This window comes from Kitasatospora albolonga, from assembly GCA_002082585.1.
Classification (GTDB): domain Bacteria; phylum Actinomycetota; class Actinomycetes; order Streptomycetales; family Streptomycetaceae; genus Streptomyces; species Streptomyces stephensoniae.
The window spans coordinates 2,268,998-2,284,221 of the sequence record CP020563.1; the positions used below are offsets into that span (position 1 = coordinate 2,268,998).

General features: G+C 71.3%; 12 protein-coding genes. 9 read left to right on the forward strand and 3 right to left on the reverse strand.

Annotated features, from left to right (window positions below):
• Nucleotides 1-204: 204 nt before the first annotated feature.
• From B7C62_09890 to B7C62_09900, 3 genes are all read left to right on the forward strand, one after another.
• Nucleotides 205-606 (forward strand): hypothetical protein, encoded by a 402-nt coding sequence (locus B7C62_09890; GenBank protein ARF72548.1) that lies wholly within the window; start codon nucleotides 205-207, stop codon nucleotides 604-606.
• Nucleotides 607-829: 223 nt separating this feature from the next.
• Nucleotides 830-1,240, forward strand: coding sequence for a hypothetical protein (locus tag B7C62_09895; protein ARF72549.1), 411 nt, complete (start codon nucleotides 830-832; stop codon nucleotides 1,238-1,240).
• Between the two features lie 108 nt (nucleotides 1,241-1,348).
• A complete protein-coding gene (locus B7C62_09900; GenBank protein ARF72550.1) occupies nucleotides 1,349-1,876 on the forward strand; it encodes an alanine acetyltransferase in 528 nt (175 codons plus the stop codon).
• Nucleotides 1,877-1,933: 57 nt separating this feature from the next.
• Here the strand turns inward: B7C62_09900 and B7C62_09905 are convergent, their stop codons facing one another.
• Nucleotides 1,934-2,656 carry a hypothetical protein gene (locus B7C62_09905; protein ID ARF72551.1) on the reverse strand — a complete coding sequence of 241 codons (723 nt, stop codon included), beginning with the start codon at nucleotides 2,654-2,656 and terminating at the stop codon, nucleotides 1,934-1,936.
• Between B7C62_09905 and B7C62_09910 the strand changes: the two genes are divergently transcribed.
• From B7C62_09910 to B7C62_09920, 3 genes are all read left to right on the forward strand, one after another.
• The gene (locus tag B7C62_09910; GenBank protein ARF72552.1) at nucleotides 2,649-4,085 is read left to right on the forward strand and encodes an aldehyde dehydrogenase family protein; all 1,437 of its coding nucleotides are present in this window, start codon (nucleotides 2,649-2,651) and stop codon (nucleotides 4,083-4,085) included. The two genes, B7C62_09905 and B7C62_09910, sit on opposite strands and share 8 nt — an antisense overlap.
• An 82-nt stretch (nucleotides 4,086-4,167) precedes the next feature.
• Nucleotides 4,168-5,556 carry an amine oxidase gene (locus tag B7C62_09915; protein ID ARF77076.1) on the forward strand — a complete coding sequence of 463 codons (1,389 nt, stop codon included), beginning with the start codon at nucleotides 4,168-4,170 and terminating at the stop codon, nucleotides 5,554-5,556.
• Between the two features lie 213 nt (nucleotides 5,557-5,769).
• Nucleotides 5,770-6,282, forward strand: coding sequence for a GNAT family N-acetyltransferase (locus B7C62_09920; protein ID ARF77077.1), 513 nt, complete (start codon nucleotides 5,770-5,772; stop codon nucleotides 6,280-6,282).
• Nucleotides 6,283-6,306: 24 nt separating this feature from the next.
• Here the strand turns inward: B7C62_09920 and B7C62_09925 are convergent, their stop codons facing one another.
• Both B7C62_09925 and B7C62_09930 read right to left on the reverse strand, forming a co-directional pair.
• On the reverse strand, nucleotides 6,307-6,654 hold the full coding sequence (locus B7C62_09925) for a glyoxalase (protein ARF72553.1): 348 nt from the start codon (nucleotides 6,652-6,654) through the stop codon (nucleotides 6,307-6,309).
• An 82-nt stretch (nucleotides 6,655-6,736) separates the two neighbouring features.
• Complete coding sequence (locus B7C62_09930) at nucleotides 6,737-7,387, reverse strand: disulfide bond formation protein DsbA (protein ARF72554.1); 651 nt, start codon at nucleotides 7,385-7,387, stop codon at nucleotides 6,737-6,739.
• Between the two features lie 203 nt (nucleotides 7,388-7,590).
• Between B7C62_09930 and B7C62_09935 the strand changes: the two genes are divergently transcribed.
• The 3 genes from B7C62_09935 (at nucleotide 7,591) to B7C62_09945 (ending at nucleotide 15,138) form a co-directional block, all read left to right on the forward strand.
• A complete protein-coding gene (locus tag B7C62_09935; protein ID ARF72555.1) occupies nucleotides 7,591-10,224 on the forward strand; it encodes an aminopeptidase N in 2,634 nt (877 codons plus the stop codon).
• A 278-nt stretch (nucleotides 10,225-10,502) separates the two neighbouring features.
• On the forward strand, nucleotides 10,503-11,588 hold the full coding sequence (locus B7C62_09940; protein ARF72556.1) for a hypothetical protein: 1,086 nt from the start codon (nucleotides 10,503-10,505) through the stop codon (nucleotides 11,586-11,588).
• 247 nt (nucleotides 11,589-11,835) lie between these two features.
• Complete coding sequence (locus B7C62_09945) at nucleotides 11,836-15,138, forward strand: serine protease (protein ARF77078.1); 3,303 nt, start codon at nucleotides 11,836-11,838, stop codon at nucleotides 15,136-15,138.
• Nucleotides 15,139-15,224: the final 86 nt, after the last annotated feature.

Genomic DNA, 15,224 nt, shown 5'->3' on the forward strand with positions numbered 1-15,224 from the left:
CTCCTCTTACTTTCCGTGATCAGTCTGCACGTCAGTTGCTACCCCTAGCAAGGCGGTCGCGACGCCCAGCATCATGCAACTTCTCGATTGCGTTCGATTGCATGACTTGGACTTCCCGCTCTACTGTCGATTGCGTCACACCGAGTGCCGATCCCGGCACGTCTGGTGATCATGGTTCCGCCTGCCCACGACCTTGGGGGACGTATGTCCGGGCGCACAGACAGCAAGAGGTTCCGGGTCCGCAGGGACTCCATCCCCGCCGCTCGGCGGCACGTCAGAACGGTCCTGGTCGGGTGGAAACTCGGCGGCCTGGCCGACGACGCTTCGCTGATCGCCAGCGAGTTGGCCACCAACGTCGTCACCCACGCCCACGGCACCGGCGACTACTTCGAGTTGGGGTTACGGCGCCGGAACGGCGTGCTCATCCTGGAGGTGGCCGACTCCTACCAGTGGCTGATGCCTGAACTCCGCAAGCCCACCGACGACGAGACGTGCGGCCGGGGGCTGCTCATCGTGGACGCGCTCGCCGAGCGGTGGGGCGTACGCCCGCGCAACCCCGGAAAGACCGTCTGGGTTCAACTCGCCACCGGAGCACGGTCCCTGTGAGGCCCTTCCCCCACCGCCCGCACGCGCCCTTCGCCGAGCTGGTGCGTATCGAGAGCGACCCCGCGTACCGGGACCGGCACTTCCCCGGGCTGAGCGCGGCGATCACTCAGCGGGGCCACTGGCGCTCGGCCGAGGTGGATGCGCTGGTCCGGCGGTTGAGGTCGCCGCCGTAAAGGGCGGATCTCAGCAACGCAACCATCCAACGGAAGAGACCCCACCCCCCGTGCTGCAATGCACCGCCGTGACCGTCGTCCCCTACTTCGAGGCGCTCCTCGCGCTCGCCACCATGGAAGGCGGCCCCGACCACCCGCCCGATGTCATCGCGACCGGCGACTTCCTCCTCTGCGAACTGGGCGAACACGACGAGTCGGTCGAGCACGCCGCCCACCTCTGGACCGCCGACACCCCCGACGACCGCGACCTCTGGCTCCTGTGGACCGGCACCGGCACCCACCGCCTCTACCGGCTCGACGTCCTCCCCACCTGCCCCGCCATCCTCCGCAACTTCCTCACCCGCACGGTCACTTCCTGCGCGTACGCCGACCACCACCACGGCCCGCACTCCTTCTCCGTGACCGACCCGCTCGGCGAACTCATCAGCGGACACAGCGGGACAGGCACCGATGAGCCCTGACAACGGCTCCACCCGGGAGGGCGGGGGCGGGCGGCCGTGAGCTCAACGGGTGAGTGTCCTCGCATAGGTTGGCCGTCCTATCCCACGCCCCCCAACGAGGATCAGCCCATGAGCAGCCGCACCGCGATCCGCCTGATCGAGCCCGCCGACGCCGCCCCGATCGCCGCACACCGGGTACGGGACTTCGAGGCTTTCCGGCCGTGGGAACCGGCCCAGCCGGCCGACTTCTTCACCCCGGAGGGCCAGGCCGAGCGGATCGACGGCCTGCTGGCCGGATACCGGTCCGGCACGGTCTGGCCGGGCGTGGTGCTCGCCGAGGATCAGGTGATCGGACAGGTCACCGTCGGAGGCATCCTGCCGCAGCCGCACCTGCGTCGTGGCTCCGTCGGGTACTGGATCGCCAGCACCGCCCAGAACCAGGGGCACGCCGGGAACGCCGTCGGGCTCGTGCTCCGGGTGATGGCGGACGAACTCGGTCTGCACCGCGCCGAGGCGTCCACCAACCTGGAGAACCTGCCGTCCCAACGAGTGCTGCGCCGCAACGGATTCAGCCCGTACGGTGTCGCGCACTCCGCGATCTTCCTCGACGGGAGCTGGCGGGACGGGCTGCTGTGGGAGCGGATTCTCGGCGACTGAGACCGGCCGGAACCGGCCGGGCCCGGAGCGGTGCGCGCCGAGGGGAAGGCGGGGCGGTCAGCCGCCGGACACACCCCCGCGCGGAAGCGCCGCCAGGAGCAGGTGCAGTTCCGTCTCCACCGTGTCGGCGTCGACCTCCCCCGGGCGGGTGAGGAAGACCGAGCGGGCCACCGTGGCGCCCACCAGGACCAGGGTCAGGACGTCGAGGCGGGACGCGTCGAGCGGGTTTTGCAGTTCGCCGCGGGTGACCGCCTGGGTGATGAGTGTCTCCAGCTGGTCGCGGACCACCGCGTACACGTCGTCGTGGAGGATGCGGCGCAGTTCCTCGTCGTGCGGGGCCTGGCCCATCAGGGAGAGGAGGGCGGGGCCGGTGGTGTTCTCCAGGATGCGGCGTTTGCTGGAGAGCAGCTCGCGGAGGTCGCCCTCCAGGGAGCCGGTGTCGATGCCGCCCAGTTCGTCCAGGGCGATGTGCCGGGCGACGGCGCCCGCGAGGGCCTGCTTGGAGGGCCAGCGGCGGTAGAGGGACGCGGTGGAGGCTCCGGCGCGGCGGGCTACGGCCGTGGTGGTGAACGCGGCCCAGCCCGATTCGTTCAGGACCTCGATCGCCGCGTCGAGCAGCGCCGCGTCCACGCGCGGGTCCTTCGGCCGGCCCTTCGGCGGTTCGGTGCCGCCCTGTGCTGTCATACCCGGATTCTCTCGCGCTGGTGTGTCACTCCCGTCTCCGCTACCGTAAACGAAAAGCATCCGTTTCGGATTTAGGTACGGTGGTTCCATGTCCACGACGACCTCGCCCGAGCTCTCCCCCGCCCGTACGGCCGTGTCCGGGGCGCGCCGGCTCTTCGACTCCGGTGCGACCCGCCCTCTGGCCGCCCGCGTCGGCCGGCTGCGGGCGCTGCGCGCGATGCTCACCGAGAACGAGCCCGCCTTCGAGGCCGCCCTCTGGAGCGACCTGCACAAGAGCGGCGGCGAAGCGCAGCTGACCGAGATCGGCGTGACCCTCGCGGAGATCAACCACACCCTGCGCCACCTGCGGCGCTGGGCGCGGCCCCGGCGCGGTCCGGTGCCCGCGTCGCTGCGGCCGGCCCGGGCGCGGCTGGTGTCCGAGCCGCTCGGGGTGGTGCTGGTCATCGCCCCGTGGAACTATCCGGTGCAGCTCCTGCTCGACCCGCTGGCCGGGGTGCTGGCGGCGGGCAACACGGCCGTCCTCAAGCCGAGCGAGCTCGCGCCCGCCACCTCGGCGCTGGTCGCCCGGCTCGTGCCCCGGTACTTCCCCGACGGTGCCGTACGGGTCGTGGAGGGCGGGGTTCCGGAGACGACGGAGCTGCTGGCCCAGCGGTTCGACCACATCGTCTTCACCGGCAGCGGAACGGTCGGCCGGGTCGTGATGCGGGCGGCGGCCGAGCATCTGACGCCGGTCACGCTGGAGCTGGGCGGCAAGTCGCCCGTCTGGTTCGACGACGACGCCCGGCTGCGGCAGGCGGCGCGGCGCATCGCATGGGCCAAGTTCACCAACGCCGGTCAGACGTGCGTGGCCCCGGACTATGTGATGACCACCCCCGACCGGGTCCCTGCGCTGGTGGACGCCTTGAAGGACGCCGTCGCTGATCTGTGGGGCGCCGATCCCCGTACCGGGCGCGACTACGGCCGGATCGTCAACGAGCGGCAGTTCGACCGGCTCGTCGGGCTGCTGGAGGGGACGGATGTTGTCGTCGGCGGTGATCACGACCGGGCCGAGCGGTACATCGCCCCCACGGTGGTGCTCGTCCCGTCCGGTGGCGAGCGTCCGGCCGTGGGGCCCGACGCGGCCCACCCCGTGCTGCGGGAGGAGATCTTCGGGCCCGTCCTGCCCGTCGTCGCGGTCGAGTCGGCCGAGGAGGCCGTACGGGTGGTCAACGGCTGGGACAAGCCTCTCGCCCTGTACGTGTTCTCCTCCTCCGCCCGCACCCGCCGCCTGTTCGAGCAGCACACCTCCTCCGGTGCGGTGGCCCACGGCGCGGGCCTGGTCCATGTCGCCGCGACCGGGCTGCCGTTCGGCGGGGTCGGTGCCAGCGGTATGGGCGCGTACCACGGCGTCCACTCCTGGCGCGCCTTCTCCCACCTCAAGCCCGTCCTGCGCAAGCCGCTCGCGCCGGACACGCTGCGCCTGGTGCAGCCGCCGTTCACCGGTCTCGGGCTGCGGCTGGTCAAGCGCCTGATGCGGTACGGGTGAGGCGCCTGCCCGTCCTTCTGTCCACGCCCCTCCACGTGACCGAGCCCCCCGAAGGGTGAGATGCATGCTGAACGACAACCCCATGGATGACGCGGCAGCCTATAAGGAGTCCCCTGCGGCGGTGATCGTCGTGGGGGCCGGGCTGTCGGGGCTGACGGCCGCCCGCGACCTGCACCGCCGCGGCATCGAGGTGATCGTCCTGGAGGCCGCCGACCGGATCGGCGGACGTGCCCTGGCCGAGACGACGGCGCTGGGGTCCCGGCTCGACCTCGGCGGGCAGTGGATCGGGCACGGCCACCACCGAATCACCGCCCTGGCGGGCGAGCTGGGGGCCACCAGGTATCCGATGCACACCGGGACGCTGCCCCAGGTGATCGACCGGGGCCGCAGGCTGCCGGTCGCCTCGCCGTCCGTGCTGCCCGCCGGGGCCGCCCTCGCCGGTCTCGGGGTGCTGTCGCTCACCGGGACCCCGGACCGGTGGAACGACTCCACGCTCGACGCATGGCTGCGCAGGCTGCCCGGCCGCACCTCGCGCAGGCTCCTGGAAGTCATCGCGTCGATCTCCTGGACCGCTGACCTCGACCGGTTCTCCGTCCACGCGGCGGCCCGCATGGTCCGGCGGCAGGGCGGGCTGCGGACCATGCTGTCCACCAGGGGCGGGGCGCAGGACTCCCTGCTCGTCGAGGGGGCGGGGACGCTCACCGACCGGCTCGCCGCCGAGCTCGGTCCGCGCGTGCGCACGGGGCAGCCGGTCACCTCCATCGCCCGCGACGAGCACGGAGTCACCGTGCGCACCGGGTCCGGCACCTTGTCCGGCACCTTCCGGGCGGCGAAGACCATCGTCACCGTACCGCCGCCGGTCGCGGCCCGGATCGAGCACCACCCGCCGCTGCCCGCGGGCCGGGCCGCGCTGGAGCGGAACACGTACATGGGGTCCGTGTACAAGGCCATCGCGGTCTACGAGCGGCCGTTCTGGCGGGAGCGGGAACGGGAGCAGGGGCGGGCCGAGTTCCTCGTCCTGGACTCCCCCGGCCGGGCCGTGTTCGACACCACCGCGCCCGACGGCCCGGGGCACCTGTGCACGCTCGTGGCCGGTCCCGAGGCGCGTGCCCTGGACCGCCTGGACCCCGAGGGCCGTCGGCACGCCCTGCTCGCCCCCCTGGTCCCGCACCTCGGGCCCGGTGTCCTGGAGCCGGCGGGCTGGCACGAGAAGGCGTGGCACCTCGACGAGCACGTGGGCGGCGGCTATGTCGTCCTGCCGGAGCCGGGAACCACCGAGGGGATCACGCCCCTGCCCCATGCCCCTCTCGGCAACGTCCACTGGGCGGGGTCGGAGACGGCCGACGAGCACCCGGGCTATCTGGAGGGGGCCATCGCGTCGGGCCTGCGCGCGGCCCGCGAGGTCGCCGATGCGCTGCCCCGCTCCGGCCCCGGCTCCCGCTCCCGACCCCGTACGCCTTCGGCTTCCTGACAGCTGCGGCTCCCTGACAACGGACGCGCGTACGTCTCCGGGGCGGCCGACGCTCGTACGTATCCGGGACAGCACACTCGTGTACGCGCGGGGAAGGGGCTCCCCCGCCCTTTCCTCCCGGCCCTCTCCCGGTAACCCACGCGCCGTCCGGTCGCTCCGCGTGGTACTTGTCGCCCCATGGCAGATTTCGCGGGAGATTTCGTGGGAGACCTGGTGGGAGACCTGGTGACAGCACGGCTCGTGCTGCATCCGATGACCGTCGGCGAAGCCGAGCGGATGGTGGCGGGTGAGTCTCCCGGCGAAGGCCGGTGGGCCCCCGGCTACCCCACCGACGGGGACGTGTCCGCCGCCGAGCGCTTCCTCGGCAACTGCGCGGCGGCCGGTGATCCCCGGCCGTGGGGTCTCTACGAGATCCGCCGCCGCGAGAACGGCCGGGCGATAGGCGGCGTGGGCTTCCACGGGCCCCCGGACGAGCGCGGCGCCCTGACGATCGGCTACGGCATCGTCCCGTCGGCCCAGGGCCGGGGGTACGCGTCCGAAGCCCTGCGCGGTCTGCTCCTGTTCGCGCGGGAGCACGGCGTCGCCCGGGTGAAAGGGGACGCCGACCACGACAACATCGCGTCCCAGCACGTCATGGCGGCGGCCGGTATGCGGCCGGCCGGAGAGGACGACCGTGTCAGGTACTTCGAGACCGACTGGAACGGCACGGCACCCGTCAGCACCTGACACGCGCTCCTTGCTGACGCCCCCTCAGTGCGCGCCCTCGTCGGCAAGGCAGAACTCGTTGCCCTGGGGGTCCTGGAGGACCGTCCAGAACAGGCCGTGCATGGAGTGCTCGCCGATCACCGTCGCCCCCAGCCCCACCAGTCGCTCCACGTCCGCCGGGCGGTCGGGGGACGCGAAGTCGACATGGACCCGGTTCTTGACGGTCTTGGGCTCGGGCACCCGCTGGAAGCCGAGGACCAGCGGGGTGGCGGGAACGACGACGAACTCGCCGTAGTCCTGCGTTCCTTCCACGCCCAGCGCCTTCGCCCACCAGGCCGCCAGCGTCTGGGGGTCGGGACAGTCGATCGTGATCATCTCCGGTGAGATTCGCATGCTCCTCACCGTACGGCCCGCCACTGACAACGGGCCGGGAGCACGCGCTCGCTCCCGGCCCGCGGCCCTCCGAAGGCGGAGGTCAGTCGAAGACCGGGCCCTGCGTGCGGGTCCGCTTGATCTCGTAGAAGCCGGGGATGGAGGCGACCAGCAGCGTGCCGTCCCAGAGCTTCGCCGCCTCCTCGCCCTTGGGGGCGGGGGTGACGACGGGGCCGAAGAAGGCGACCTGCTCGCCGTCCGGGCCGGGCACCGCGACGACCGGGGTGCCGACCTCCTGGCCGACCTTGTCGATGCCCTCCTGGTGGGAGGCGCGCAGTTCGGTGTCGTACGTGTCCTTGTCGGCGTACTCCACCAGCTCGGCCGGGAGGCCGACGTCCTTGAGGGCGCCCGCGACGGCCTCGCGGGTGGGGCCCTCGCCGTTGTTGTGGAAGCGGGTGCCGAGGGCCGTGTAGAGCGGGCCGACGACCTCGTCGCCGTGGAGCTGCTGGGCGGCGATGACGACCCGGACCGGGCCCCACGCCTGGTTCTCCAGCATGTCCCGGTACTCCTCGGGCACCTCGTCCAGCTTGTCCTCGTTCAGGACGGCGAGGCTCATGACGTGCCAGCGGACCTCGATGTCGCGGACCTTCTCGACCTCCAGAATCCAGCGGGAGGTCATCCACGCCCACGGGCAGAGCGGGTCGAACCAGAAGTCGGCCGGGGTCTTGCCGTTCGCCGCGGTGTTCCGGGACATGTCTCTCCTCAGGAAAGGGCCTGTTGCTGCTGCGGTCGTGAACGCCTCCGAGGGGGTCTCCCATTCCCGGACCGAGGGGGTCTCCCGTTCCCGGACGGGGCTCTCCGGCCCCGGCCGCATAACCGGATACCGGCTCCCCGGGACGCGTGCAAGGATCAATAGGTTCGAACACGACACATGACGCGCGTCACGAAGGAGTGCCCGTGCCCGGTGAAAACCTGTCCCGCGACGAGGCCCAGAAGAGGGCCGAGCTGCTGACCGTCGACGGTTACGAGGTCGAGCTCGACCTGCGCTCCGCCGTCGGCGGGCCCGAGGGGGCCGACGGGGACGAGAACGGGGGCGGCGGGGACACCGGTCCGCGGACGTTCCGGTCGCTGACCACGATCCGGTTCCGCTCCGCCCGCGCGGGCGCCTCGACCTTCGCCGACCTGGTGGCGCCCGCCGTGGACGCCGTGACGCTGAACGGGAAGGCCCTCGACCCCGCCACCGTGTTCGACGGGGCGCGGGTGGCCCTGGACGGGCTCCTGGAGGGCGAGAACGTCCTCGTGGTCGACGCCCGGTGCGCGTACAGCAGGACCGGCGAGGGCATGCACCGCTTCGTCGACCCGGAGGACGGCGAGGTCTACCTCTACACGCAGTACGAGCCGGCCGACGCCCGCCGGGTCTTCGCCAACTTCGAACAGCCGGACCTGAAGGCGCCCTACCGCTTCCAGGTGACCGCTCCGGACGGCTGGCGGGTCTGGTCCAACGGGGCCGAGGAGTCGCACGAGGGCGGGGTGTGGCGGTTCGCGGAGACGAAGCCGATCTCCACGTACATCACGGCCGTCGTCGCCGGTCCGTACCACTACGTGACCGACCACTACAGCCGTACGTTCGACGACGGCACCACCCTGGAGATCCCGCTCGGCGCGATGTGCCGCAAGGGGCTCGCCAAGCACTTCGACGCGGACGACGTCTTCCTGGTCACCAAGCAGGGCCTGGACTTCTTCCACGACCACTTCGACTACCCGTACCCCTTCGGGAAGTACGACCAGGCGTTCGTGCCGGAGTACAACCTCGGGGCGATGGAGAACCCGGGCATGGTCACCTTCCGCGAGGAGTACATCTTCCGCGGCAAGGTCACCTCGGCGGCCTACGAGCGGCGCGCCAACGTCATCCTGCACGAGATGGCCCACATGTGGTTCGGCGACCTCGTCACCATGGAGTGGTGGGACGACCTGTGGCTGAAGGAGTCCTTCGCGGACTTCATGGGCTCCTTCTCGATGGTCGAGGCGACCCGCTTCACCAACGGCTGGATCACCTTCGCCAACAACCGCAAGGCATGGGCCTACCGCGCCGACCAGCTGCCCTCCACCCACCCCATCACGGCCGACATCCACGACCTGGAGGACGCCAAGCTGAACTTCGACGGGATCACGTACGCCAAGGGCGCCTCCGTACTGAAGCAGCTCGTGGCGTACGTGGGACGCGACGCCTTCCTTGAGGGCGCGCGGCGCTACTTCAAGCAGCACGCGTACGGCAACACGCGTCTGGGCGACCTTCTTTCGGTGCTCGCCGAGACCTCCGGCCGTGACATGACGGCCTGGTCCCGGTCCTGGCTCCAGACGGCCGGGGTGAACGTGCTCACGCCCGTCGCGGCCTACGACGCGACCGGGACGCTGACCGAGCTGGTGGTGGTCCAGGAGGCCGCCGCCTCCCACCCGGAGCTGCGCCCGCACCGGGTCGCGGTCGGCCTCTACCGGCGTACGCCGGAGGGCGAGCTGACCCGGTACGCCCGCGCCGAGGTGGACGTGGCCGGGGAGCGCACGGTGGTGAAGGAGCTGGCCGGGGCGGAGCGGCCCGATCTGATCCTGGTCAACGACGACGACCTCACGTACTGCAAGATCCGCTTCGACGAGGGGTCGCTCGCCACCCTCCGCGACCACCTGGGCTCCGTCACCGACCCGCTGGCCCGCGCCCTGTGCTGGTCGGCCCTGTGGAACCTGACCCGGGACGCGCTGCTGCCCGCCCGCGACTTCGTCGCGCTGGTGCTGGCGCACGCCGGGCGCGAGAGCGACATCGGCGTCCTCCAGATGCTGCACGCCTGGGCGCAGTCGGCGCTGGTGAACTACGCCGCCCCCGCCTGGCGCGAGGAGGGCGGCCGGGCGCTGGCCGAGGGCGCGCTGCGCGAGCTGCGGGAGGCCGAGCCGGGCAGCCAGCACCAGCTGACCTGGGCCCGCTTCTTCGCGGCCGTCGCGGGCTCCGGGGCGGACTTCCAGCTGCTGGGTTCGCTGCTGGACGGCACGGCCCGGATCGACGGCCTGGAGGTCGACCAGGAGCTGCGCTGGGCCTTCCTGTCGCCACTCGCCTCGCACGGGGTGGCGGACGAGGCGGCCATCGACGCCGAACTGGCCCGCGACGACACGGCGTCCGGCAAGCGCCACCACGTACGGTGTCTGGCCTCGCGCCCCTCGGAGGCGGTCAAGGCGCAGGCGTGGGCGGCCGTCGTGGAGTCGGACAAGCTGTCCAACGCGCTGGTCGAGGCGACGATCGCGGGCTTCGAGCAGCCCTCGCAGCGGGAGCTGCTGGCCCCGTACGCGGACCGCTACTTCGAGGTGATCGAGCGGATCTGGGCGGAGCGGTCCATCCAGATCGGCATGCACGTGGTGAGGGGGCTGTTCCCCGGCCTCCAGGACAGCCCGGAGACCCTCGCGGCGACCGACGCCTGGCTGACCGGCCACGCGGACGCCGCTCCGGCGCTGCGTCGGCTCGTGCTCGAGTCCCGGGACGACCTGGCACGGGCACTGCGCGGCCAGGAGTGCGACGCCTCGGGCGTGACCACGGTCCGGGGAGTCTGAGCAGGTTCCGGGGAGCGTGAGCAGGTTCCGGGGAGCGTGACGACGGCCCCGGAAGTCCGGGGAGCGTGAGCAGGCTTCCGAGGGGGCGCGCGGGTTCGGTGTGTGCGCGGCGCGAAAGCGGCGTTCGTACATCCGCCCGACGCGCCCCCTTCCCATTTCCCGCACGACGGCCCATTTCGGTCCTCGAACGCCCGTACTTTAGGGCGGTGTTGTCCGGAATTGTCGACGGACGTGTAACAGGGGTTAGGGCAGCCTGGGTTGGCGGGAAATCATCGGGCATGACCCAGAACACCCCGCTCTCCCCCCTGTTCCCCCGCCCCCTGCACCACCTCCAGGACGTGACGCACCGCGTCCTGTCCGCCGCCCAGCTCCGGGCGCGGGGCGTCTCCGCCGCGCAGACGTCCGCGCAGTGCCTGCCCGGCGGGCCCTGGCAGCACCTGCTGCCGGGGGTCTACCTGCTGCACGCGGGCGCGCCCAGCGGCCAGGAGCGGCTGTACGGCGCGCTGTTGTACGCGGGGCGCCCGCCCGCCTCCTCCCGGCGGGCGGTCCCGGAGCAGGCGGACGCGGGGTTCGGCGAGGCGATGGTGACCGGTCTGGCGGCGCTCGCGCTGTACGGCTTCGCCTCGGCGCCGGACCTGGCCGCGCTGCACCGCGTCGATGTCCTGGTGCCGCGCACCCGGCGGCTGCGGTCCACCCGGTTCGTGGAGGTGGTGCGGGCGGCCGCGCTGCCCGTTCCGGTGCGGCTGGCCGGGGTGCCCGTCGCCCCGGTGGAGCGGGCGCTGGCCGACGCGGTGGCGGGGCTGGGCGAGGCGGAGGACGTGACGCGGCTGCTGACCGAGGCCGTACGGGCCGGGCACAGCGAACCGGCCGCCGTGGTGCGGGAGCTGAGCGTGGCGAAGCTGCTGGGGCGGCCCGCGGTGGTGGGTGCGGTGGACGCGCTGCTGGCGGAGGGGCGGGCGGATGCGGAGGCGCGGCTGTACACGATGGTGCGCGAGCACGGGCTGCCCGAGCCGCTGTGGAACGTCGGCCTGCGGCTGCCGGGCGGACCGGAGCTGGGCGGGGTCGACGCGTACTGGCCGGATCTCGCCGTCGCCGTCGAGCTGGACACCCGGGCACCCCGGTTCGGTGTGCCGGAAGAGGGGCGGCGGGGCGGGAACCAAAGCCCGGGGCGCACGGAGGACCCGCAGTGGTCCGCGTACGCCGCCAAGCGGGAGCGGCTGGAACGGCTCGGGGTCACGGTCGTCCACCTCACCCCGCGCAAGCTCCGCGAGGCGATGGACCAGCAGGCCACAGTGGTGCGTACGGCCCTGATGGCGGCGGACGACCGGGAGCCCCCGGCGTACCTCGTGGTGCTGCCGCGCTGACCGGGACGCGCACCGGCGGGCGGGCGCCACTGGTCCGGACCACTCGGCCCGCGATGCCGGAATCTCTGGTTCCAGCAGTCGCTTTGGCCTCATTCATCCCGCGTGACGCATCGTCCCCAGTGGCGGATCTGTGCCATGTACCTGACTCGTCTCCGTCAACTCTCCACAAACCTCTGTCATTTACGACAGGCTGAGCGGTCATCCGGTACCGAATTCCGGACTCTCTCTTTCGATTACAGGGATGCTGATGACCAAGGAATCCCCCAGCTCCATATCCGGGACGAGACGCGCCGTGCGCATCGCGGCCGCCGCCGGCCTGGCTGCCGCCCTCGCGGCCTCCAGCGCCGCGCCGGTGTTCGCCGTCGAAGACCCGGCACCGGCACCCGTCAAACCGGCCGCCACAAGCGACCGGGGCGACAAGCTCGGCAAGGCCGACGCCGAGGTTCTGGCCAAGGCCGAGGCCAAGGGCGAGAAGAACATCACGATGATGATCGCCACCACCCCGGGGGCGACCGAGCAGGTCACCGAGCAGCTGGACGCCGTCAAGGGCTCCGTGCTCGGCCAGACCTACGACAAGCTCGGCTACGTCCGGGCGACGGTGCCGACCGGCACCGCCGAGGCCACCATCGAGGCCGCCTCCAAGCTCAAGTCCGTCCTCGGCATCGATCTCAAGCAGGAGATCAAGCTGGACGACCCGACGCCCTCGGGCGACCGGGCCGCGGGGGCGAAGCAGCTGAAGGCCACGGGCAGTTACCCCGCCCCCGGCAAGAAGACCCCGGCCGCCAACCCGTACAACCCGTCCTTCGAGACGGGCGCGGTCGACTTCGTCAAGAAGAACCCGAAGGCCGACGGCCGCGGGATCACCATCGGTGTCCTGGACTCCGGTGTCGACCTCGGCCACCCCGCGCTGAAGAAGACCACCACCGGCGAGCGCAAGATCGTCGACTGGGTCACCGCGACCGACCCGGTCAACGACGGCGACGGCACCTGGCTGCGGATGTCGCAGACGGTCACCGGCCCGACCTTCACGGTCGGCGGCAAGACGTACTCGGCCCCGGCGGGCAGCTACAGGTTCGTCACCTTCGCCGAGGCGGCCACCACCGGCGGCGACATGGCGGGCGACCTCAACCGCGACGGTGACACCACCGACGTCTGGGGCGTGCTGTACGACCCGGTCAAGGGCACCGTCCGGGTCGACCTGAACGAGAACGCCGACTTCTCCGACGACAAGGCCCTCAAGCCGTACAAGGACAAGTTCCAGGTCGCGTACTTCGGTGAGGACGACCCGCGCACCAAGGTCGTCGAGCGCATCCCGTTCGTCGTCGAGACCCGTAAGAACGTGGTCTACAACGCGGCGGGCGCCAAGGCCGACTACGTCAACATCGGCGTGATCGAGGGCTCGCACGGCACGCACGTGGCGGGCATCACCGCGGCCAACGGCCTGTTCGGCGGCGAGATGAATGGTGCCGCCCCCGGCGCCAAGGTCGTCTCCTCGCGCGCCTGCACCTGGTCCGGCGGCTGCACCAACATCGCGCTGACCGAGGGCATGATCGACCTCGTCGTCAACCGCGGGGTCGACATCGTCAACATGTCGATCGGCGGCCTGCCGCCGCTGAACGACGGCAACAACGCCCGCGCCGAGCTGTACAAGCGCCTGATCGACATCTACGGCGTCCAGCTCGTCATCTCCGCGGGCAACAGCGGTCCGGGCCTCAACACCATCGGTGACCCGGCCCTGGCCGACCACGTCATCTCGGTGGGCGCGTCGATCTCCAAGGAGACCTGGGCCGCGAACTACGGCTCCAACGTCACCAAGAAGTACGACATGCTCCCCTTCTCCTCGCGCGGTCCGCGTGAGGACGGCGGCTTCACGCCGACCATCGCGGCCCCGGGCGCGGCGATCAACACCACCCAGACCTGGGCCGAGGGCGGTCCGGTCAGGGAGGCGGGCTACGCCCTGCCGCCCGGCTACTCGATGCTCCAGGGCACCTCGATGGCCTCGCCGCAGGCCGCCGGCGCCGCGGCCCTGCTGCTCTCCGCCGCGAAGCAGAAGGGCCTGGAGCTGCCCCCGGCCGACCTCCGTGTCGCACTGACCAGCTCCGCGTCGCACATCAAGGACGTGCCCGCGCACGTCCAGGGTTCCGGTCTGATCGACATCGTCGGTGCCTGGAAGCTCATCACCAAGAAGGGCAACCCGGCGCACGAGTACAAGGTGAAGGCCCCGGTCGACACCGCGATCGACTTCGCGCTCAAGGACCCGGGCTTCGGCACCGGCCTCTACGACCGTGAGGGCGGCCTCAAGGTCGGCGAGACAAAGGTCTACGAGATCACCGTCACCCGCACCACGGGCCCGGACCGCAACGTCCAGCACAAGCTGTCGTGGAAGAACAACAACGGCACCTTCAAGCTGAGCAGCCCCGAGTACGTCTCGCTGCCGCTCGACGTCCCGGTGAAGCTGAAGGTCACGGCGAAGGCCAAGAAGGCCGGCGTGCACAGCGCCATCCTGGAGCTGGACGACAGCAAGACCATCGGGATCGACCACCAGGTCCTCTCCACGGTCGTCGTCGCGCACGAGCTGAACCACCCCACCTACGCGTTCAAGAACTCGAGCTCGGTGCAGCGCAACGGCACCACCTCGTACTTCTTCAACGTGCCGGAGGGCGCCAAGACCCTTGAGGTCGCCCTCAGCGCGCTGCGCTCGGGCAGCCAGACCCGGTTCATCGCCCTGCACCCGTACGGGACGCCGGTCGACCCGACCTCCACGGTCAACTGCTACCCGAACTACGAGAACCCGGCGAACGTCTGCCGTCCGGACGTGCGGTCCTACAAGGACCCGTACCCCGGCGTGTGGGAGATCGAGGTCGAGTCGCGCCGTACGTCGCCGCTGCTGGACAACCCGTTCAAGCTGGACGTCTCGATCCTCGGTGCCGCCTTCGACCCGGCGGTGCAGACCATCGCCGAGGCGAAGATCGGCGCTCCGGCCGCGGTGAACTGGAAGGTCACCAACGGCGCGGCGGCTCTTGAGGGCAAGCTCAAGGGCGGCTCGCTCGGCTCGGCCAAGGTCGACAAGCCGTCGATCTCCACGGGCCAGACCCGGCAGACCACGGTCACCATCGGTGCGGGCGTCGAGAAGCTCGACTTCGCCATCGGCGGTACGTCGGACGCCAACGCCGACCTCGACCTGTACGTCTTCCGGGGCGCCACCCAGGTCGGCAGCGGCACCACCGCCGGTTCCGAGGAGCGGGTCAGCCTGACCAACCCGGCCGCCGGTACGTACACGGTCATCGTCGAGGGCTACTCGGTCCCGTCGGGGTCGACCACGTACGACTACCGGGACGTGTACTACACGGCCTCGCTCGGCACCCTGAAGGTCGACACGTCGAAGACCTACAACCTCGCGAACGGCGCCTCGGCGCAGGTCGGCGCCGAGGTCGTGGTCGCCGGTGCGGCTCCCGAGGGACGGCAGTTCTTCGGTGAGGTCCAGCTGGTCAACGCGCGCGGCACGGCCGCGGGCACCGGCAGCGTCGTGATCGAGAAGGTCACGCCGTAACGGACCGGATCACCTCCCGGCGGACCACCTCCGACGGGGTCTGATCCATCGTGATCAACAGCGGGGCGGGTGCTCATGACGAGCAC